Below are 21,567 nucleotides of genomic sequence, written 5' to 3'. Positions count from 1 at the left end.
TGCTTCAACCCAGTCAGGAGGATCAACGATGATCGACAAACTCGAAGCGTTCCAAGAGATCAAGTTCGGGTCAGGGGGCGAGTTCTGCGGGGCATGGCTGTTCATGCCGGATGGGGCTTCGGAGAGCAAGCCGGTTCCACTGGTCGTGATGGCGCACGGGCTGGGCGGTGTCAAGCGCGTAGGGCTCCGCCCGTTCGCGGAACGCTTCCACGCCGCCGGCTATGCATGCCTGGTTTTCGACTACCGCCACTTCGGCGACAGCAGCGGTGAGCCGCGTGAGATCGTCGACTTCGACAAGCAGCTCGAAGACTGGCGCTCCGCGGTCGGATTCGCCCGGTCACTTCCGGGAGTGGATGCGGACGCAATCGCAGTATGGGGCACGTCCCTCGGGGGCGGCCATGTCATCGAGACAGCCGCGGACGACCCCCGAATCGCCGCCGCCATCGCGCAGTGTCCGTTCACGGACGGCCGCGCCACCGGAGCGAAGATCGACCTCATCGCCCTCGCCAAGATCATGCCGCGAGTCGCACTCGACCTCATCGCAGAACGAACGGGTACCACACCGGTGCGAGTCGCGACTGCCGGATCGAAGGGCCAGGCAGCATTGATGACGACACCGGACGCCATGCCGGGAGTCGAAGCAATGTACACCGCCATCGGCGAACCTTACGTTTCTGTCAATGTGGGCGCTCGCATTCTCCCTCGTATCATGAAACGAGCCCCTGGCCGACGGGCGAAAGACGTCAGTCAGCCAATTTTCTTCGCAATCTGCGAGCAGGACAGCGTAACTCCCGCAGACGCCACGATCGCATGGGCCGAAAAGGCGCCTCGAGCAGAAATACGGCGCTACGAGACCGGCCACTTCGACATCTACGTGAGCCCATGGTTCGACAAAGTTGTCGCCGACCAGGTGGCATTTCTGCAGGATCACCTGCCGCTGGCTTCCCTGAGCGGAAACGTTTAGGGCGACCACTCATGCGTAAGCGAAAACTGAACCTAGCAACTGCTACTGTCGCCATCACAGGTTCGACCGGTGGAATCGGCGACGCCCTGGCCACCGCGCTGGTGAAGCGGGGAACCAAAGTGGCCTGCCTCGATCTCGACCCCGAGCGAACGGCCGAGCAAGCTCGGCGCCTCGGGCGGAACGGCTGCGTGGTCGGATACGGAATCGATGTGCGGGATCAACGAAGCCTGGAGAGGGCTCTCCAGAAGTCCCGCGCCCAACTCGGGCCCATCAACGCGGTGATCGCCGGTGCGGCAGTCAGCTCGGGCGTCGATCCATTCGAGACAGCGCGAGCCGACGATTGGGAGAACACCATCGACATCAATCTGCACGGCATATGGCGCACATTTAAGGCCGGGCTCCCTACGTCGACGAAACCAAAGGTCACCTGATGGCGATCTCGTCCCTGGCCGCATTCGTCCCCGTTCCGTTCATGAGCGCATACTCCCCGAGCAAAGCAGCAATCTGGGCGCTGTGTAACACGCTCCGTCTTGAACTCGGGCCTCGGGGAATCACGGTGGGAAGTGCTCACCCGCCGTTCATCCGAACACCCATGACCGAGCCGTTGCTGGTCGATGCGGCCATGGTCAGGCTCACCAACAACTTCTCGGGAGTGTGGGAATTCGCCAAACTCGACGAAGTGGTGGAGGACATCACGCGCGGGCTTCGTCGGCGTGACGCGCATGTGATCACGCCGCGAAAACTGTACCCGGTGGCGAAGGCGCCTGGCCTCTTCCGTCCACTCATCGAGTACCGCGCCTACAAAGGCAACGCAATAGGCCAGGCAATGACGATCGCACTGGCCCGGAATGCTCCCACCATCAACCACAACACCACCATCAACCACGACACCACCGTCCTCAGGAGCAACCATGAGTGAGAAGAACGCGAACGAACTCGATCTGGCGACCCTCCGAACCCGCCAGCACGACAGAGTTCTCACCGTCCGCACCTCGACCCCGCCCTTGGACTTCGCGACACCGGACCTCATCGCCGACCTCGACCGCCTGACCCGCGCCGTCGACCACGATCCCACGGTGGGTGCAGTCGTGCTCACCGGCGACACGGAACGTCGGTTTCTCACTCACGCAGACCCGTTCGCTATCGGAGGAATGATCGAAAGTTCCAAGCCTGAACTACCGATCGGGGTCCTGGAATATCTGGTGCGCGTGCTAGGGGGCCTCCTCCGCCTCCCCGGCATGGAAGCATTGGTCGATCGGCGCGGGGGGAGCTGGGAATCGGCGTGCTGTGGTCTGTCCGCTGGAAGCGAACCATTCTTCGGATGAATCGTTCGTCGACCTGTACATCGCAGCCATCAACGGCCCCACTCTGGGCGGCGGGCACGAACTCGCGCTGGCGTGCGACATCCGGTACGTGTCAGATTCGCCGGAAATCCGGCTCGGCCAGGTCGAAGCGACAGCGCACCTGATCCCGGGCGGAGGTGGAACGCAGAGGTTGCCGCGGATGATCGGTACGGCCAAGGCCCTCGAGCACATACTCGAAGGACGGGGGTCTCACCCGAGGAAGCCCTCGAGTTGGGGGTCGTGCACCGAATCGTCCCCGAGGAAAAGCTTGTCGGCGAGGCGCAGTCCACCGCCGCACGTCTTGCACGCCGGGCCCCGGTCGTGGTCCAAGCAATCAAACGATCGATCTACTTCGCAACCGACCGAAGAATTTCCCGAGGCCTGGACTACGAACAGGCAGGCTTCTTCGCAGCAGGTTCGGCCCGTACGATCGTCGCCACGTTGGGTGCGATGCGCGAAGACATCGAGCGCCTGGGCGATTCACCGCTGATCGCGGAACCGGGACCTTGGGTGGAAGGGGCCCGAGTGGATCAGGTCGGCCTAGATGTTCAACAGGGCCGAATCACTGACGCAGTTTCGTAGACGGCAATCCACACAACCAACGCGCCAATATCTGGCGGTGCTGCCTTACAGCTCGCGGATCGCCGCACACCCCAAGGACGTGATGCTCAGCCATTACAATTTGGTGGCAAACGTCGCGCAGGTGTCACCTCTTTTGGGCTCCGAGCAGACGACCGCATACTGCGTCCGAAACACCGTTAGCGAAATCGACCCGTGTTCCGGTCAGAGAAGCCTTCGAAAGACCCTGGTCCGACGATCTCGTTATTGACTTCCAGGTGTAGTCGTAGCTCGTGGAATGCGCCCCGCCACCTTCTCGACGGACACGTGATCTGCGCCGAACCTCACCAGTCCCGACACGCACTGTCCGACTCGCACGTTCATACCAGGCCTCGGTGGGGCGCGCAGACCACGCGACACCGACATCTATTCGTTCTACTTCCGGAACACTGTGTGCGGCGGCAGTCATTTCGGGCCTGACTGCCCCAGTCGGTGAGCATGATCTGTGTCTGGCTGGTCACGCCCCACGCTCGATGCCGGGAATCTCTCGCGGGCATCAAAATTCTATCCGCATTTATTTGCGCCGCAGTCAGTTACGCACGTCGCCTGCATTTTCGTCTCCACCTGAACCTCAACGGGTAGCGGAAACCCCAAAAACGGCTGCGCCTATATTTCTGTCCACCGCCGCGAAAGCGCCTACGGTGGGGGTGGCCCCGAGCCCACTGTGGGGGAACGGAAGGTGATGCCACGTCCATCATGCTTCTGGACGATGCACGTTTTTCCTATCGAGAGCCGAGGGCGGACCACGTACCCCTCTGGCCTATCAGCGTCATACCCGTCGCGCATCTCGCGGCGGATCGATCATGCGCAGAAGGACACCGACAATTGTCCGGTTCTCGAGCTCCGTATTCGGATGAGTGACCATGCTTTCGATGACGAACACGATCACGCGGGTCATCGCTTCGACATCGACATCGGAGACACCCAGCAAGGCGAGATTGGACGCGATCCACCCTTCCCATGTCGAATGGAAACCGTTATGCCAGATATCTATTTCAGGAGTTTGAGCCTTACGCACATGAACCGTGTCGACCAGTCGCCGGTATGTGGTGAGCTCCTGAACCGCCCAGAGAAGGCGGTCCCCGAGCGGCAACTCGCCCAAGGCGGCAAAGCGGATGAGGGTCTCGGCGTGAACAGTGTCGAGCACGCCGATGAGCAGCTCGTCCTTGTCTCGAAAATACCAATAGATGGTGTTCGCAGTCACCCCGGCCGCGGCCGCGATCTTGCTCATCGGCGTGTTGTCGTAGCCGACTTCGACGAACAACGACGTCGCGGCAGCAACGATCTCAGTCCGCTTCTCGGTTCGGTCGACGGGCGCGCGGTTCCGGGGCACACGCAAAACTTTAGCTTGATTGACGTTCAAGACACTGCTAACTTCGCCTTGAACGGTAATCAAGGATGCTGCCCTGCGCTGTTGCCGCACGACCTGCATCACGCCGACACGAAAGACGCACCATGCCTATCAGCGACAACGCCAAGTACACCCGCAGCGACGAATGGTTCGATTCCGAGGGCGTGCGCTGCGCAGTAGCGGTGTTTCGTCCGTCTACAGCCACGACCGACACACCTGCCGTGGTCATGGCTCACGGCTTCGGCACCCCCCGCGCCTTCCGGCTCTACACATATGCAGACGCCTTTGCCCGCGCCGGCTACACGGTCCTCGTCTTCGACTACCGACACTTCGGCGACAGCGATGGCGAGCCGCGGCAGCTTCTCGATATCGCCAAACAGCACCAGGACTACCGCAACGCCATTGCCTACGCCCGATCGTTGAACGGTGTAGACAAACAGCGCATCGTCGGCTGGGGCACGTCGTTCGCGGGCGGCCACGTCCTCACCTTGGCAGGAACCGGCGAGGACTTCGCTGCCGTCATCGCGCAAGTCCCACACGTGAGCGGTCCTGCGGCGGTGCGCGCAACCGGCCTGCGCAACACGCTACGCGTCCTGCCATCTGCTCTTGTCGACCAAACACGGGCCCTACTGAAACGACCACCGCACTACATCAATTCGGTAGGAAGGCCCGGAGCCACGGCAGTGATGACATCACCCGACGCGATGGACGGACGCGACCGACTCCTTACTGCCTCCAAACTGCGCGAGGGCGACTACCCCGAGACCGTAGCCGCACGAATCCTCCTCAAAATCGGCCTCTACTCCCCCGCCCGCACCGCAGGCGCGATCACATGCCCCACACTCGTTCAGATCATGGACGACGACGCCGTCACCCCAGCTTCGGTTGCCCGGAAAACCGCATCGAAAATCCCTCACGCCACCGTCCACATACATCACGGCGGCCACTTCGACCCCTACGTCGAACCGATGTTCCCGCTCGTGATCGACGAGCAACTCGCCTTCCTCAAGACAGCGGTACCTCTCACACCCTGATGCCCACGATGCATCATCAAGAAACCTAATTACTGAGGAGGCATCGACCACTTAGGTCCAGACGACGTACCGCGTTCTAGCAGTGTTGGAGGGCCGGTTTCTACGAGTGGCACAATCACCCACCCTCGGAACGCTCGCTACGACATGCCTGGTTGATGCAGCTGTCACCGAGGTTCACGCCGCATCGCACGACACCTACGGTGCCCGCCCGGTCTACGCTGAACTCACCCTCGGCCATGGTATCGCTGTAGGGCACGGCTGTATTGAGTCATTGATGAGAGCTGCTGGTGTGAAAGGACTTCCGGGAATCAAGCGTGCGCGTTCCAAGCAAAAGACCTCGACCGCGAGCGACCTCGTAGACCGTAAATTCACGCGTGAGGAGCCGAACGAGCTGTGGGTCACCGATATTACGGAACACCCGAGCGCGCGAAGGAAAAGCCTATCGCGCTGTTTACTTGGATACGTTTTCGAGGCGGGTCGTTGGCTGGTCGATCGACAGTTCTCAGACGGCGACGTTGGTAACGAACGCTCTGGGAATGGCTATTTCGAACCGGGGTCAAACGCCCGCTCCGACCACGGAGTTCAGTTCACGTCCTGGGCGTTCACCCGCCGAGCCCACGACTCGGGCCTGATCCCGTCAATGGGATCGATCGGTGATTGTTATGACAATGCGGTGATCGAATCATTTTCAGGCAGAATGCAACCGAACTCTTGAGCCGGAAACGATGGAAAACGCGGATCGCACTGGACAATGGGATGTTCGAGTACCTCAAGATCTTCCACGACCGGCAGCGCCAGCACAGTGCCCTCGGGATGCTGACACCGATCGAGTTCGAGAACGTACACTTCACACGTCAATCCGTAGCCTGAAGTCAAATATGGCGGCTCCACGAAACTTAGGGCACATCAGTTTGCGATTCTTGATCCCCATATCCAAGGCGTTCACAACCACAATCGAATCCTGACAGTTATCCGTTATCGATCGACCAACCGACGACCTCCCGACTGAACGCGTCCTTTCGCCGCACAGCAGTAGACTTTTACTTCACGAGTTCGATGTTCCGTAATATCATTGACCCACAACTTATTTGGTGAAGGACGATGAAACCTTCGGCGCACGAGATCGTCGGCCGTCGCGACGCCCTTCAACCGCTCGACCTTCGCAGGACCAGGCAATCCGACGATGCCGGCGATCCTCATGAGTACGGCGACAAGGTTCTCACTGACCACGATGTCCATACCGCGCGTGAGCTCCGCATGCACACGTCGAGACCCGTAGGTCTGACGCGAAGCGGTGTGGACTTCGCGTATCAAACCAGTGAGCCCCTGACGGCGCATCCACGTCGGTGACATCGGCCGGGACTAGTACATGTAGTAGCCGGGGTCGCTGACGCCGAGAAGTCGGCAGCAGACCGTTACCGGGTGCCCGGCGGCGACCAGGGAGTCGATCACCGGGTAAGACTCTGTGGGGCCCGGCGATTCTGCCCGCACAATGTCGCGGAGGATTTCGACCTAGGTTTCGAGTTGCCGAATGCGCTTGTTCGCCTTCGACAACTGCACCGATTCTGTTGTCGTGAGACCGGGCCGTTCGCCCCGGTCGACTTGATCGTGACGCGCCCACTCATAGAGCGCGGCGGCGCTGATGCCGAGCTCGGTAGCGGCAGTGGTGATCGGTTTGCCGGCACGGGCGAGAGTTACGGCCCGGAATCGGAACTCCGGCGGATACGGCCGCGGCATGAAACGAAGCCTTTTCAGCGAGGATAGATCTTCATGCCGAAATGGGTAAGAAATCTTGGATCAGGTCAATGTCAACGTGTGTCGATTGAGATCGAGATCCTGAAAGTAAACCTGCACAGGTGGAGTGGCGGTGACCATCAGACCTCGCCAATGGCACTACTGCCCGGTTCGCGGGGCAAGCGATATATGTCCGGGGTATCCGCATGGAGTTTCCAGCCCGGTCGTTCTTACACCTCCCGCTAGCCTTAACCGAACCACCTGCCTTGTAAACTCGGCAAATTGGCCTAGATATTGATCGTTTCAACAGGAGTCTTGGTGACAGTGCACGACGGTCGGTCCTCTTCGAACCAGGTCATCGGCATGCGCGATGTCGCTGCGGCGGCAGGCGTCTCCATGGGCACGGTCTCCAATGTCCTCAACCGTCCGGAAATGGTCAGCGCCAAAACTAGGTCCCGGGTGCAGGCAGCCATGTCCGAACTCGGCTTCGTCCGTAACGAATCTGCACGTCAGCTACGCGCGGGACACAGCAATACGCTTGCGTACGTCATGCTCGACGGCGCCAACCCCTTCTTCACCGACGTCGCCAAAGGCATCGAGGAAGCTGCCGAGGCCCATGACTTGTCGGTATTCCTCTGCAACAGCAACAACCGAGCCGAACGAGAACTGACTTACCTGAACCGGTTGGAACAACAACGAGTTCAAGGGGTACTCATCACGCCGATGGACCCGGAGGCCGCGATTCTCGACGAGTTACCCAAGCGCGGAACGCGTGTTGTCATCGTCGATCGACGTCGGGCACGCCCGACTCACTGCTCGGTGACGGTCGACGACGTCGAGGGCGGCGGGCTGGCCGTCGAGCATTTGCTCGAAATGGGCCATACCAGCATCGCATTCGTCGGCGGACCGCCTTCGATCGGACAGATCCGCGATCGACGGGAGGGCGCACTCAATGCCGTTGCGGAAGCCGGGCTCTCACCCGATCACCTGATCGAAATCGACACCGCCGGGCTGACAGTCTCAGAGGGAATCGGGGCAGGCGAGCGCATTCTCGGCCTCAGCGCGAAGAACCGCCCGACTGCGGTGTTCTGCGCCAACGACCTGTTGGCGCTCGGATTGCTTCAGCAATGTGTCGCCCTCGGAGTTCGAGTGCCGGACGATCTGGCCATCGTCGGCTACGACGACATCGAGTTCGCGGCAGCAGCAGCGGTGCCACTCACCTCGGTACGCCAGCCACGCAAACTCTTGGGCGAGACCGCGGCCAATCTCCTCTTTCGCGAGGTCGAGGACCCCGAACACGCCCATGAGCAGGTACTTTTCTCTCCCGAACTAGTCGTCCGTCGCTCGTCACGATCTACGAACTGACACGGGCTTACTACAGCCGCACCTCCGAGCGACTACTCCCTACTCAGACGCACTGGGGTTGACAGTTGTGGAGCCCATCACATAATTTGAATCGATTCAAACATTCTCGATTCAGTGGAGCGGCATGCCTACATTCAGTGAAATCTCGGAAGCGCTCGCGGACCAGTCCATCGAATTACCTTCGTGGGCGTTCGGTAACTCCGGAACTCGATTCAAAGTGTTCGGTTCCGCCGGCGCGCCTCGGGATCCCTACGAAAAACTCGCCGACGCGGCCAAGGTTCACGAACTGACCGGACTGGCACCGTCGGTCGCTCTGCACATTCCGTGGGATCTCGTCGACGACTTCGACAAGTTGGGCACCCACGCTGCCAACCTCGGAGTGCGACTGGGAACCGTCAATACCAACACATTTCAGGATGACGACTACAAGTTCGGCAGCCTCACACATGTCGACGAACGAGTACGTGCGAAGGCAATCGCACACATGCATCAGTGCATCGACATCATGGATGTCATCGGCAGTCGCGACTTGAAGATCTGGCTACCGGACGGCACCAACTATCCCGGGCAGGGCGACCTGCGTGATCGGCAGGACCGACTTGCCGATTCGCTACGCCAGGTCTACGACCGTTTGTCCGAGCATCAGCGACTTGTGCTCGAATACAAGTTCTTCGAACCCGCCTTCTACGCCACCGACGTCCCGGACTGGGGCACCTCGTACGCTCACAGCGTCGCCCTCGGCGAGCGCGCTTTCGTCTGCCTCGACACCGGACACCATGCACCTGGTACCAACATCGAATTCATCGTTGCTCAGTTACTGCGCCTCGGCCGTCTCGGCTCCTTCGATTTCAATTCGCGATTCTATGCGGACGACGACCTGATCGTCGGCGCTGCAGATCCATTTCAGTTGTTCCGCATCATGTTCGAGGTCATTCGTGGTGGTGGATACGGGCCCGACAGCGAAGTCGCATTCATGCTCGATCAGTGCCACAACGTCGAGGAAAAGATCCCCGGACAGATACGCTCGGTCCTCAACGTCCAGGAGATGACCACCCGGGCCTTGCTCGTCGACCGTGCCGCCCTCACCGAGGCGGAGAAACTCGGTGACGTGCTCGGCGCACACGAGATCTTCATGGATGCCTTCTACACCGACGTCCGTTCGGACCTGGCAGATTGGCGCGTATCTCGCGGTCTTCCCGCCGAACCCATGCAGGCATACCGCGAGAGCGGATATGCAGACCACATCAACTCCACCCGGACGGGTGGAATCCAAGCCGGTTGGGGAGCCTGAATCTCGCTATGACTGAATCGACGAACACCACTGTCGCGCAACTGCTTGCCCGTTCGAACAGGCTCGGATCGGATCCGAGGAACACGAACTACGCAGGTGGAAACACCTCGGCCAAGGGCCACGTCACGGATCCCGTCACCGGCGATACTGTCGAACTCCTGTGGGTGAAAGGGTCCGGTGGAGATCTCGGTACACTGACCGAAAACGGTTTGGCAACACTCCGGTTGGACCGGATGCGGTCTCTTGTCGACGTCTATCGCGGCGTCGACCACGAAGACGAGATGGTCGCCGCCTTCGACTACTGCTTGCACGGGAAGGGCGGCGCCGCGCCGTCGATCGACACCGCGATGCACGGTCTCGTCGGTGCCGCCCACGTCGATCATCTACATCCGGATTCCGGAATCGCCATTGCCACCGCCGCCGACGGGGAACAACTGACCAAGAACGTCTTCGGAGAGAAAGTCGTGTGGATTCCGTGGCGCCGACCGGGCTTTCAATTGGGACTCGACATCGCCGAGATACACAAGACGCATCCTGAGGCGGTAGGCACCATCCTCGGCGGTCACGGAATCACCGCGTGGGGTGCATCCAGCGATGAAGCCGAAGCCAATTCTCGGTGGATCATCGAGACCGCTCAGCGGTATCTGGACGAGAACGGATCAGCCACACCGTTCGGCGAAACGGTCGACGGTTTCACACCGCTGCCCGTCGACGAAAGGCGCGCGCGGGCCGCCGCTCTCGCCCCGCATCTGAGAAGGATCGCATCCCGCGACCGGCCCATGGTCGGGCACTTCAGTGATGCCGACGTCGTACTCGAATTCCTTGCCTCCGAAAAGCTTGCACCACTTGCAGAATTGGGAACCTCATGCCCTGATCACTTCCTGCGGACCAAGGTCAAGCCGCTCGTTCTCGAGCTCCCGACTTCGGCGACGATCGACCAGTACATCGCCCGTCTGACCGAGCTCCACGAGGCATATCGCAAGGATTATCTGGCCTACTACAACCGCCATGCGACCGCAGATACTCCTCCCGTCCGCGGAGCCGACCCGGCGATCATTCTCGTTCCCGGCGTCGGAATGTTCTCCTACGGCAAGGACAAACAAACTGCACGCGTCGCCGGTGAGTTCTACACCAACGCCGTCAACGTCATGCGGGGTGCCGAGTCCGTGTCCACCTACGCGCCTATCGACGAGAGCGAGAAGTTCCGGATCGAGTACTGGGCGTTGGAAGAGGCGAAGCTTCAACGGATGCCGGCACCACGTTCGCATGCCTCCCGCATCGCGTTGGTGACAGGTGCTGCGAGTGGAATCGGACGAGCGATTGCGACTCGTCTGGCAGCCCAGGGCGCATGCGTGGTGATCGCCGATCTCGACGGAGAGAAGGCCAGAGCTGCTGCGGAGGCTATCGGCAACACGGACGTCGCGATCGGCGTGCAGGCCGACGTCACCGACAGCGCCCAAGTTCACGCTGCCGTGGACGCTGCACTCCTGGCCTTCGGTGGCCTGGATCTACTGGTGAACAATGCCGGACTGTCGATTTCGAAACCACTTCTCGACACCACCGAGCAGGATTGGGATCTGCAGCACGACGTGATGGCCAAAGGCAGCTTTCTCGTGGCGCAGGCCGGGGCGAAGGCGATGATCGATCAGGGCCTCGGCGGCGACATCGTCTATATTTCGTCGAAGAACTCGGTGTTCGCCGGGCCGAACAACATCGCGTACAGCGCGGTCAAAGCCGATCAGGCCCACCAGGTTCGCTTGCTCGCTGCCGAACTCGGCGAGCACGGCATCAAAGTCAACGGCATCAATCCCGACGGAGTTGTGCGTGGATCCGGAATCTTCGCCGGCGGCTGGGGCGCCAAGCGAGCTGCTGTCTACGGAGTCGACGAGGAGAAGCTGGGTGAGTTCTACGCGCAGCGAACCCTTCTCAAGCGTGAAGTCCTTCCGGAACACGTCGCCAACGCCGCCGCGATGATCACATCAGACGAGTTCAGTCACACCACCGGATTGCACATCCCGGTCGATGCCGGCGTCGCTGCCGCGTTTCTCCGGTAGACCGGTGACGGCCAGAATCTTCGCAGCGGTCGACATAGGGGCTTCGAGTGGTCGAGTGATCGCCGGCGTGATCGACGCAGGCACTACTACACTGCACGTCGTTCATCGTTTCGCCAACGGCGCGAGCGCGGTGGACAGGCACCTACGCTGGAGCCTCACTGATCTCTACGGTGAGGTGCTCGCCGGTCTGCGCGCTCTCGCTGCATCCTTTCCGAGCGTCGAGTCGATCGGAATCGACACCTGGGCTGTCGACTACGGCCTACTCGACGCGAACGGAAACTTGCTGTCCGAACCGATTTCTTACCGCGACAACCGAACTGACGCCGTGATCGACGATGTGCACGCACGCGTGGATCCGCAGGCGATGTACACCGTCAACGGGTTGCAGTTCCTACCGTTCAACACCGTCTACCAACTTGCCGCCGAACAGCGATCGCCCGACTGGGGGCGAGCAGCACACATCGTGCTCATACCCGACTTGTTGGCGTACTGGCTCACCGGAGAACTTCGTACCGAATCGACGAACGCATCGACAACCGGTCTACTCGACGTGCACACCGGCCGGTGGGCAACGGAGTTGTTCGAGAATCTCGGTATTTCAGAGAAGCTTTTCCCGACACTCGACCAACCAGGTTCGCAACGAGGCACGATTCGGCCCGAAGTTGTTCGGTTCACCGGACTTTCACCGTCCACGGTCGTGACGACCGTCGGCTCGCACGACACTGCATCCGCAGTGGTCGCGGTTCCCGTCTCCGGCACGCGATTCGCGTACATTTCGAGCGGCACCTGGTCGTTGGCTGGTCTCGAACTCGCACGCCCGGTAGTCACCGAAGACGCACGCCGCGCTAATTTCACGAACGAACGAGGCGTGGACGGGCGAACGCGATTCCTGCGCAACGTCGGCGGGCTGTGGCTGCTTCAGGAGTCCCTACGATCGTGGGCTCGAGAGGGTAGGCAGTTGGAGCTGCACCAACTGCTCGAAGAAGCGAGAGGGGTGGGTCCGTCAACGAAACGAATCGACGTCGACGACGTGAAGTTCATCGCGCCGGGCGACATGCCTGCACGGATCAGCGACGCCGCGGGGCTGTCGACGTCGGCAACGCCGGCCGAGGTGACTCGCTGCATTCTCGACTCACTGGCAAGCGCGTACCGACACACTGTGCACACAGCCGGAGAACTCGCCGGAGCGAAAGTCGAGACGATTGCAATCATCGGCGGGGGCTCGCAGAATTCGCTGCTCTGCCAGCTCACCGCCGACGAATCAGGTCTCCCTGTCACTGCTGGGCCCGTCGAGGCAACGGCGCTGGGAAACATCCTGGTACAAGCTCGTTCTCGCGGAGCAGCACCGTCGTCGCTGGAGGAGATCCGTCAGACGATCGCGCACACCCAACTAATCCAACGGTACGAACCACGCCTATAACGCACATCGGAGTCCCGAATGAAACCTGAAGATTCGGTCGGTCCTGCTGTCGCAGGGACTCGTACCGACCAATCCCCCCCGCTCGCGGCGGTAGTCGTCGCAGCGCACCGACCGGCTCGTCGGCAGAAGGTGTCTAGACGGTACATCTACCTCGTCACCCTCGCTCAGTTCGGCGTGTTCGTCGCGTTCATTACGCCCCTGGCGATCTCGCTATCGATCCGAGTCTCCATCCTTGCCCCCGGCCATGAGGAATACCTCGGATACATCACAGGTATCGGGGCAACAACAGCACTGATCACCGGACCGTTCCTCGGGATAGCGTCAGACCGCACGAAAAGCAGGATTGGGCGCCGTCGTCCGTACATGATCGTCGGCCTCCTCGTTGGCCTTCTTTCGCTGTTCGTAATGGCGCTGGCGCCCAGCGTCGCCATTCTCGGCATGGGCTGGGTCCTCGCACAGCTAGGGTGGGGGCAGGTTCTCGTCAATCTCCAGTTCTCGACCGCTGATCGACTCCCGGAGGAGCAACGCGGCCGCGTAGCAGGACTCGCAGGCTTCGCCACGCAGATTGCTCCCGTCCTAGGCGTCACGATGGCTGGCATCTTTTCAGGAAACGCGCTGTTGCTCTTCGTTGTTCCAGGTGTCCTCGGACTTGTACTCGTCCTCCTCTTCGTATGCCTCGTACACGAGGCCGACACCCGTGACGCAGAGTTCACCGACCACCTGACTCCGACTGTGTTGCTCAAGAAGTTCGTGTTTAATCCCGTGCAACACCCGGACTATTCCTTGGTCTGGCTCAGCCGCTTCCTCTTTTACTTCGGCCTGACCCTCAACACCACATTTGCGTCGTTCTTCTTCGCATACAAACTTGGATTATCCGTGACCGAGGTGACAAGCGTGATTGCAAGCGTCTCAATCCTCGGAATAGTCGCGACAACTGCAGGTGCGATAGGGGGTGGGTTCTTTTCCGATCGACTCAAAATGCGTCGCGTCTTCGTACTTCTTGCAGGCGTGTTCTTCGCTGCCGGCGCAATTATCATGACTGCGTCTAGTGAGCTGCCAGGACTGATCCTCGGGTCATTGGTTGTCTCAGTCGGTATCGGCATGTTTTCCGCGGTCGATCAGGCTCTACTGCTCGACGTATTACCCGAGCGTGACACCGACGCGGGCCGCTTCATGAGCATCGCAAACTTTGCAATCGCCATCCCCCAAGCAGTGGCCCCCCTTGTCGCTCCCGCGCTGCTCGCTGTCGGTATGACTGAAGCAGGCGAGAAAAACTACATGCTGCTTTACCTTCTTGCCGGCGCACTCGTCCTGCTTGCCGGACTTGTTGTGTTGCGTATCCGTTCTGTCCGTTGACAACTAAGGAAAAACTGTGGTCGATCCCGCTCGAGCTACTTTCATTACCCCGTCGTTTCCCACCGGACGAGAGGGCGACCCCCCCGCGTACCTCCGTCGCGATTTCTATCTCACGGATCCCCCCCGAACTGCCACTCTGAGAGTCACAGCCCTTGGAGTCGTCGAAACACATCTCAACGGCGCTACAGTCGGAAACGAGATTCTCACCCCGGGGTGGACTTCGTACCGAAACCGCCTCGCAGTGACCAGTTTCGATGTGACAGATAAGTTGACCATCGGCCAGAACACGGTCGGCGCGATAGTTGCCGAAGGCTGGGCGCTCGGGCGTCTGGGTTGGGACAACCGTCGCAACCACTACGCCGATCGGGTGGCACTGTTCCTCGAACTCCTCCTCGAGTACGCAGATCGAACCGAGATAATCACCAGCGACTCGGATTTTCGAGCGAATAGAGGCGCCATCCAAGTCAGCAGCATCTACGACGGCGAAGAACACGACGCACGTTTGGAACCAGCCGGGTGGGACCGGAATGGATACGACGACTCGTCATGGTCGAGTGTGGAGAGCCTCGAATGGCCCACTGATGCCCTCTTCGAGCCCACGTATCCTCCGATCCGGAGAATCAGCGAACTCAAGCCTCTAGCGATCTTTACCACTCCATCCGGCAAAACCGTGGCCGACTTCGGACAGAACATCACGGGGAGGATCAGAATCCGAGTCTTGGGTGACAAAGGGACGACGATCACCCTGCGCCACGCCGAAGTGATGACCGGCGGAGAGATCGACACCGAGACACTACGTACCGCCAAAGCGACAGACCGCTATACCCTCGATGGGAGCGGAATACAGGACTGGGAGCCACGTTTCACCTTCCACGGTTTCCGATACGTCGAAGTCGACGGCTGGCCTGGTGAACTGTCCACCGATTCGCTCCGCGCCATCGTCCTGCACACCGATATGGAACGCACCGGATGGCTTGAAACCTCCGATCCTCTCTTGAATCAGCTTCACTCCAATGCCGTGTGGTCGATGCGCGGCAACTTCGTCGGTGTGCCGACCGACTGCCCTCAGCGCGACGAACGCCTGGGCTGGACTGGAGATCTCAACGCCTTTGCTCCGTCTGCGGCCTTCCTCTACGACGTACGGGGCATCCTCGGATCCTGGCTCGATGATCTTGCGGCCGAGCAACTCACGAAAGGTTTCGTTCCCTGGGTTGTACCCGACGTACTCGCCACACCTTCTTCCCCGACAGCGTTGTGGAGCGATGTCGCGGTGAACCTTCCGTGGATACTGTACGAGGAGTACGGCGACGCCGATATTCTCGTCCGCGCCTATGGCTCCATGTCGACTTTCGTGCGCCAAGTCGCCGACCTGCTTGACGAGAATGGACTGTGGGGCAAAGGATTCCAGTACGGTGACTGGCTAGATCCAGACGCTCCGATAGACAACCCCGCGGGTGGTAAGACCGATGCTCATCTTGTCGCCGCAGCGTACTTCTGCCGGACAACTCGACAGATGGCAGACACTGCCCACCTATTGGGACGCACAAGTGATATCGAGGAGTTCACCGAACTCGCAAACCGAGTGCAGCAAGCCTTTCGGAACGAGTACGTCACTCCGGCCGGGCGCGTGGCAAGTGAAACAGCAACCGCGTATTCACTTGCGATCGTATTCGACCTCCTCTCCCCCGAGCAACGCAAGACCGCAGGGGGGCGTCTGGCCGATCTCGTCGCCCGATCGGGGTACCGCATTTCCACCGGATTCGCCGGCACTCCGCTGGTAGCTGACGCACTGTCGAGCACCGGGCACCTCGACAAGGCGTACATGATTCTCACCGAGAAACAATGCCCGTCGTTCCTTTACCCCGTAACGATGGGAGCAACCACCATCTGGGAGCGGTGGGACTCGATCCGACCAGACGGCACCATAAACCCGTCAGGCATGACATCGCTGAACCACTACGCGCTCGGCGCTGTCGTCGACTGGATGCACCGCACCATCGGAGGTCTCACTTCCACCAGCCCGGGCTACCAAACGATTCGCATCGCTCCGCAACCAGGAGCAGGGCTGACCCACGCGACATTGCGGCACCGAACTCGCATGGGAGAGATCACGATCACCTGGGCCATCGAGCACACTCAAGCCATGCTCGAGGTCGTCATCCCTCCTGGAACCACAGCCGAGGTGGTACCTCCACTCCACCCTGACTGCCACACCGAGACCGTCACTGAAGGTCAGCACAACTGGTCGTACAGCCTCTCCGAGCCATACGGGTCGCGTCCAGCCTTCGACTTCGACACACCGCTCGCAGAATTAGCAAAAGACTCACACACATGGCGACTCCTGACGGCCGTCTTCGAGACTCACCTACCCGGAATCCCCATCGACGGCACCGCTCCGGAAGCAGCAGCCATGGGGCTCGCAATGATGCTCGAGTACATTCCCGGCGCGTCCGAACAACTCACCGAAGACCTTCGCGCAGCTTTAGCCGCGTCAGCATTGGGAGCACAGTCATGACCATCGACATCTCACAACTCACCCTCGAGCAGAAAGCATCGCTCCTCTCAGGCCGGGATTTTTGGACGACAAAGAACATCGACTCAGCCGGCATCCCATCCATTACGTTGACCGACGGCCCGCACGGGGTTCGCCGCCAAGTCGAGGATGCCGATCACCTCGGAATCAACGCGAGCCTACCGTCGACATGTTTCCCACCCGCTGTTGCAGTCGGAAGCAGCTGGGACCCCGAGCTCGCCGCTCGTGTTGGTGCCGCAGTGGGCCGAGAGGGACGTGCATTCGGGGTCTCGGTGATCCTCGGTCCCGGCGTGAACATCAAACGCAGCCCGCTGTGCGGCCGCAACTTCGAGTACTACTCCGAGGATCCTTACCTTTCCGGCGTGATGGGGGCAGCACATGTGACCGCGCTTCAGGAAATAGGGCCAGGGGCGTCGGTCAAACACTTCGCCGCCAACAACCAGGAGACAGACCGCATGCGTGTCAGCGCGGAAGTCGACGAGCGCACGCTGCGCGAAATCTACTTCCCCGCGTTCGAGCGCGTAGTCACCGAATCGAAACCAGCTACAGTGATGTGCTCATACAACAAGCTGAACGGCGTCGACGCATCCCACAATCGGTGGCTGCTCACCGACGTACTCCGAACCGGTTGGGGCTTCGAGGGCGCCGTTGTATCGGACTGGGGAGCAGTAAGCGATCGAGTGTCCGGGATCGCAGCCGGTATGGACTTGGAGATGCCGGGCAGTGGTGGATTCACTGATCAGCAGATCGTCGACACCGTTCACGCCGGGGCCCTTGACGAACGTCTGGTGGACGCCGCCGTCAAACGCGTCCTCGCGCTAGCGGAACTGCCATACGATGCGACCGAAGATTTCGATGTCGAAGGCCACCACATGCTCGCGCGTGAGCTCGCCGCCGACTCAGTCGTGTTGCTGAAAAATGACAACAACGCCCTACCCTTGGCCGAAAATATCAAGATCGCCGTCATCGGCGGCTTCGCCACTGAACCACGATTCCAGGGTGGAGGCAGTTCGCATATCAACCCGACACGCGTCGACGCCGCACTCGATGCGATCCGCGACCAGTCCAAGACCACCGGTGCGATCGTGGAATACGCACGAGGTTTCAGCTTGGATGCACGCGGCGACACCAAAGCTCTACTCGGTGAAGCGGTTCAGGTCGCAGATCGCGCTGATATCGCGGTCGTATTCGCGGGGCTCGGGGACCGTGAGGAATCCGAAGGCTTTGACCGTGAGAGCCTTTCGCTCCCGAAGAATCAAATCGAGCTGATACTAGCCGTCGCGGCAACCGCACCACAGACAGTGGTGGTGCTCTCCAACGGCGGTGTCGTGTCAGTTGAGGGGTGGCACGACGAAGTCGATGCCATCGTCGAGGGCTGGTTACTCGGCCAGGCAGGTGGATCTGCATTGTCCGACATCCTCTTCGGCCGCGTTAATCCCTCGGGTCATCTCGCCGAGTCGATTCCTTTGCGGCTGGAGGACAACCCGAGCTGGCTTAACTTCCCAGGAGAACAGCTACACGTCCGCTACGGAGAAGGTGTCTTCGTTGGCTATCGCTACTACACGACTGCGCATGTTCCCGTCCGTTACCCGTTCGGTCATGGTCTGAGCTACACGTCCTTCTCGACCGATGCCCTAAAAGTGAGGGTCAGCGAAAACGAACGGGTCGAGGTCGAGGTCGAGGTCACGAATGTTGGTAAACGAGCAGGCAAACACGTCGTACAACTCTACGTGGGTGGCGGGGACCCCCCCGTGCGGAGACCTGTACGTGAGCTGAAAAACTTCGCGAAAGTGCATCTCCAACCGGGCGAGAGCGCGACGGTCCATCTGGTGCTGGATCGCCGTGCATTTGCCTACTGGGATGTCGAATTCGAACGCTGGGTTGTGCCGAAAGGTACCTACTCGATCCAGATCTGTGCCGACGCGTCCACGGTGCTGCGCCAAGCGACTGTGACTCTCGCCGGCGATACGCTCACACGTCCGCTGACCATGGAATCGGCGGTAAGCAGCTGGTTCGGGCATCCCATTGTCGGCCCGCTTATCGAGCGGAAGTTGACAGCCGGAATGTCGGAAGAGCAGGCGGCGATGAACGACGAACAGCTCAAGATGGTCGGGTCGATGCGCATGCAGCAGTTCATTGCATTCACAAATGGCGCGGTCCCTGCTGAATATCTCGAACAGCTGATCGCCCTCAGCGCGGCCTCGAAGGCGGTCTCATGAGGTACCACCACGTTCGCCAGCCTCAGGAATTGTTGACGGGCAGCTGGTGTACCGGGCCCAATCCATCCCTGATGTACAGCGAGATGCGGTGACGCGTTCGAAGTCGTAACGCGCTCGTGACCACGATGGACATGTCGAAATGTCTGGCGCGCAAATTATTTGGGATTGCCCGCTCCACCTACTGGCGAACTCCGATCGCCCAGACACCTGCGGACCCTGACGCCGATCTGAGGGCGACGCTGCGGAAATATGCACGCGAGCATCCATTGCACGGGTTTCGTCGCGCCTGGGCGCATCTGCGCCACGATCTGAGCCTGTCCGTGAACAAGAAGAAGGTGCACCGGCTGTTGAAGGAGTAAGGTCTGCAGGTTCGGATCTACCATCCGCGCCAACGGACGGGCGTCAGTTCGACTCCACAGATCGAGGCAGACGCTCCGAAAGTGGTGTGGGCAATCGACTTTCAGTTCGACTCGACCGTCGACGGGAAAGCGATCAAGTTTTGCATCGATGATCGACGAACACACGAGATTGTCGGTGCTCAACATCGTGGAGCGGTCGATCACCGCGCAGCGATTGACCGAGGAGTTGGACAAGCCGTTTGCGTTGTGGGGCGGTCCGCCACTGGGTGCTGCGAATGGACAACGTACCCGAGTTCATTTTGCATGTGCTGCAACAGTTCTCCCGCGATCGGATCGGAATCTCTTACATTCCGCCGGGCGCACCATGGAACAACGGACACATCGAGTCGTTCAACAATAGGCTTCGGAAGGAATGTCTCAACCGCAATCACTGGACCGGCCTCCTCGAAGCAAGAGTCGTGATCGAAGACTTCAAAAACGACCACAACAACCGGCATCGGCACTCATCGCTGGGCTACCTCACCCCGGCTGAGTACGCAGCACAATGCACCCACACGCACCAGACCGTGGGCTGCGAGATCGACCGACATCAATCAGAACGTGGCTCTAAGACACGGTGGTCCGAGTATTGATGACCTGCCACTCCCATCGTCGGGGTTTTCAGTACACGGGTGAGGTAGGCGATCATCGACGGCAACCCATCGGATGGCCCTGCCGGCTTGGTTGGTGTTGCGGTCTTCGAATTGGTGGATGTAACCTCTTACGTTCTCACTTTCGTTGTGGGAGTGGAGAAATCGACCCCGAAGAGGGCGTCGCAGTCAAGCAGAGCACGCAAGGCGACCCGGCACCCGTCGCGATGGTGACGGTCGGCGTCACGGCGGCGTCGCTGGTCGGCGGTGAACTGTTGCCGCAACTACGCGGCCGCCTGGACGTGAGCCGGATGGGTGACCACGGCATGTTTCGCCCAAGACCGCCGGTGCGAGGCGACGACCTGTCCCTCACAGGCGACCACCACCTCGTTCGGCGATGCGGCGACGTCGACGAACCTGCCAACCACTCGTGAGTCGACGGAGTAGTCGACTGCGTCCATCCTGACGTAATAGTCACGGGCCAAACGGATTCGGTGGTGCAGCCCGATGCGGCGGGTTCACCGGCGGCAGCGGAAGCATCGCCGAATAGTCCGTGTCGAGCAGACCGATCGGGCGGCCCCCGGTCGAGCGCACCATCCGAGAGTTGGCGCGTTCGAGTTGGTCGTTGAAATCGTCGGGGGAAGCGAACCGGCGGCCAGGCAGAAACGAAGTCTCGAGGTAACCGTTGTGCCGTTCGACCATGCCCCTGCACTCGGGGTCCCGCGGTGGAGCGAGCTTGATCTACGTGGCCAATGTTCCCGCGAACGCCACCGCCGGAGTGGTCACCTTTCCAGTGCCGCCGATCGCCGATTCCCCATCCCACAACAGCGTTTTGGTCACTCGACCGACCTGCGAGATCGAGGTCCGACTACCCGAGAGAATGTCCCCGCTCTACCTCGACGGAATCATCGTCGCGGTCGCGAACCGTGAGAACGCCAAACGACATCACCAGCACAGGCAAGATTTGTTCCTGCCCGGCTGCGAACGGGATCCAGAGAACGCATTGGTGAGTTGACCCGGCTCGTAAGTGATTCGGTCGGCGGGGTCGATTCCCTGGCACTCCAGCCGAATCTGCCGCACCCGATCCTTGAGCGTGGTCAGCGAATGTTCCCAGCCGATCCGTTCGGCGATCACCGTCGCCGGCATCCGCGGATACTCGGACAGCAGTTGCCGGATCTGTGGCTCGACTCCATCGGGGCGGGTCGGTCTCGGCGGCGACATATGTTCTCGCCGCCCGCAGCTCCTCGGTGCCCGCCGCAACTTCGCGTTGTTCTGGGCCAGCGCCGGTTCTCTCTGA

General features: G+C 60.6%; 17 protein-coding genes and 3 pseudogenes. 16 read left to right on the top strand and 4 right to left on the bottom strand.

Features of this window, described 5'->3' with window-relative positions:
- Positions 1-28 precede the first annotated feature (28 nt).
- From H351_RS30675 to H351_RS33055, 4 genes and pseudogenes are all read left to right on the top strand, one after another.
- Positions 29-964 carry an alpha/beta hydrolase gene (locus tag H351_RS30675; RefSeq protein ID WP_030003064.1) on the top strand — a complete coding sequence of 312 codons (936 nt, stop codon included), beginning with the start codon at positions 29-31 and terminating at the stop codon, positions 962-964.
- Positions 883-1,557: pseudogene (locus H351_RS32835) on the top strand (SDR family NAD(P)-dependent oxidoreductase); the annotation flags it as partial. The gene H351_RS30675 and the pseudogene H351_RS32835, both read left to right, overlap by 82 nt.
- Positions 1,558-1,875: 318 nt before the next feature.
- Positions 1,876-2,289 (top strand): Clp protease/crotonase-like domain-containing protein, encoded by a 414-nt coding sequence (locus H351_RS30660; RefSeq protein ID WP_030003065.1) that lies wholly within the window; start codon positions 1,876-1,878, stop codon positions 2,287-2,289.
- Positions 2,252-2,889 (top strand): annotated as a pseudogene (locus H351_RS33055) (enoyl-CoA hydratase/isomerase family protein). Before H351_RS30660 ends, H351_RS33055 begins: the two are co-directional and overlap by 38 nt.
- An 805-nt stretch (positions 2,890-3,694) precedes the next feature.
- On the opposite strand, the gene H351_RS30650 reads toward H351_RS33055, so the two are convergent.
- On the bottom strand, positions 3,695-4,258 hold the full coding sequence (locus tag H351_RS30650; RefSeq protein WP_051636655.1) for a TetR/AcrR family transcriptional regulator: 564 nt from the start codon (positions 4,256-4,258) through the stop codon (positions 3,695-3,697).
- A gap of 122 nt (positions 4,259-4,380) precedes the next feature.
- On the opposite strand from H351_RS30650, the gene H351_RS30645 reads away from it, so the two are divergent.
- From H351_RS30645 to H351_RS33040, 3 genes are all read left to right on the top strand, one after another.
- Positions 4,381-5,310, top strand: a complete 930-nt coding sequence (locus H351_RS30645; RefSeq protein WP_030003067.1) for an alpha/beta hydrolase — start codon at positions 4,381-4,383, stop codon at positions 5,308-5,310.
- Between the two features lie 106 nt (positions 5,311-5,416).
- Complete coding sequence (locus H351_RS33085; RefSeq protein ID WP_158510668.1) at positions 5,417-6,025, top strand: IS3 family transposase; 609 nt, start codon at positions 5,417-5,419, stop codon at positions 6,023-6,025.
- Positions 6,022-6,180 (top strand): IS3 family transposase, encoded by a 159-nt coding sequence (locus H351_RS33040; RefSeq protein WP_420876506.1) that lies wholly within the window; start codon positions 6,022-6,024, stop codon positions 6,178-6,180. Before H351_RS33085 ends, H351_RS33040 begins: the two co-directional genes overlap by 4 nt.
- Before the next feature lie 105 nt (positions 6,181-6,285).
- Here H351_RS33040 and H351_RS33035 read toward each other — a convergent pair whose 3' ends face one another.
- Both H351_RS33035 and H351_RS30630 read right to left on the bottom strand, forming a co-directional pair.
- A complete protein-coding gene (locus H351_RS33035; RefSeq protein ID WP_158510667.1) occupies positions 6,286-6,648 on the bottom strand; it encodes an IS3 family transposase in 363 nt (120 codons plus the stop codon).
- Positions 6,649-6,822: 174 nt separating this feature from the next.
- Complete coding sequence (locus tag H351_RS30630) at positions 6,823-7,047, bottom strand: transposase (protein WP_030003068.1); 225 nt, start codon at positions 7,045-7,047, stop codon at positions 6,823-6,825.
- Positions 7,048-7,407: 360 nt separating this feature from the next.
- On the opposite strand from H351_RS30630, the gene H351_RS30625 reads away from it, so the two are divergent.
- The 9 genes from H351_RS30625 (at position 7,408) to H351_RS31760 (ending at position 20,273) form a co-directional block, all read left to right on the top strand.
- Positions 7,408-8,409 (top strand): LacI family DNA-binding transcriptional regulator, encoded by a 1,002-nt coding sequence (locus tag H351_RS30625; RefSeq protein ID WP_030003069.1) that lies wholly within the window; start codon positions 7,408-7,410, stop codon positions 8,407-8,409.
- Between the two features lie 124 nt (positions 8,410-8,533).
- On the top strand, positions 8,534-9,700 hold the full coding sequence (gene rhaI, locus H351_RS30620) for an L-rhamnose isomerase (RefSeq protein ID WP_030003070.1): 1,167 nt from the start codon (positions 8,534-8,536) through the stop codon (positions 9,698-9,700).
- Positions 9,701-9,708: 8 nt separating this feature from the next.
- Positions 9,709-11,754, top strand: coding sequence for a bifunctional rhamnulose-1-phosphate aldolase/short-chain dehydrogenase (locus H351_RS30615; protein WP_030003071.1), 2,046 nt, complete (start codon positions 9,709-9,711; stop codon positions 11,752-11,754).
- A 4-nt stretch (positions 11,755-11,758) separates the two neighbouring features.
- Positions 11,759-13,174, top strand: coding sequence for a rhamnulokinase (locus tag H351_RS30610; RefSeq protein ID WP_030003072.1), 1,416 nt, complete (start codon positions 11,759-11,761; stop codon positions 13,172-13,174).
- Positions 13,175-13,192: 18 nt separating this feature from the next.
- Positions 13,193-14,530 carry an MFS transporter gene (locus tag H351_RS30605; protein ID WP_081051263.1) on the top strand — a complete coding sequence of 446 codons (1,338 nt, stop codon included), beginning with the start codon at positions 13,193-13,195 and terminating at the stop codon, positions 14,528-14,530.
- Positions 14,531-14,546: 16 nt separating this feature from the next.
- Complete coding sequence (locus H351_RS30600; RefSeq protein WP_030003074.1) at positions 14,547-17,045, top strand: alpha-L-rhamnosidase; 2,499 nt, start codon at positions 14,547-14,549, stop codon at positions 17,043-17,045.
- On the top strand, positions 17,042-19,282 hold the full coding sequence (locus H351_RS30595; protein WP_030003075.1) for a glycoside hydrolase family 3 C-terminal domain-containing protein: 2,241 nt from the start codon (positions 17,042-17,044) through the stop codon (positions 19,280-19,282). The genes H351_RS30600 and H351_RS30595 overlap by 4 nt, the downstream gene beginning before the upstream one ends.
- Positions 19,283-19,407: 125 nt before the next feature.
- Positions 19,408-19,641: a helix-turn-helix domain-containing protein gene (locus H351_RS31765; protein WP_244891552.1), complete on the top strand. Its 234-nt coding sequence runs from the start codon at positions 19,408-19,410 to the stop codon at positions 19,639-19,641.
- A gap of 275 nt (positions 19,642-19,916) precedes the next feature.
- Positions 19,917-20,273: an integrase core domain-containing protein gene (locus H351_RS31760; protein ID WP_081051261.1), complete on the top strand. Its 357-nt coding sequence runs from the start codon at positions 19,917-19,919 to the stop codon at positions 20,271-20,273.
- Positions 20,274-20,401: 128 nt separating this feature from the next.
- Here H351_RS31760 and H351_RS32715 read toward each other — a convergent pair.
- Positions 20,402-21,563 (bottom strand): annotated as a pseudogene (locus tag H351_RS32715) (Mu transposase domain-containing protein); the annotation flags it as partial.
- Positions 21,564-21,567: the final 4 nt, after the last annotated feature.

The organism is Rhodococcus erythropolis R138 (genome assembly GCF_000696675.2).
Lineage (GTDB): Bacteria > Actinomycetota > Actinomycetes > Mycobacteriales > Mycobacteriaceae > Rhodococcus_F > Rhodococcus_F erythropolis.
Note: the sequence above shows the minus strand (reverse complement) of the source record. Positions and strands in the feature narration are given on the sequence as shown.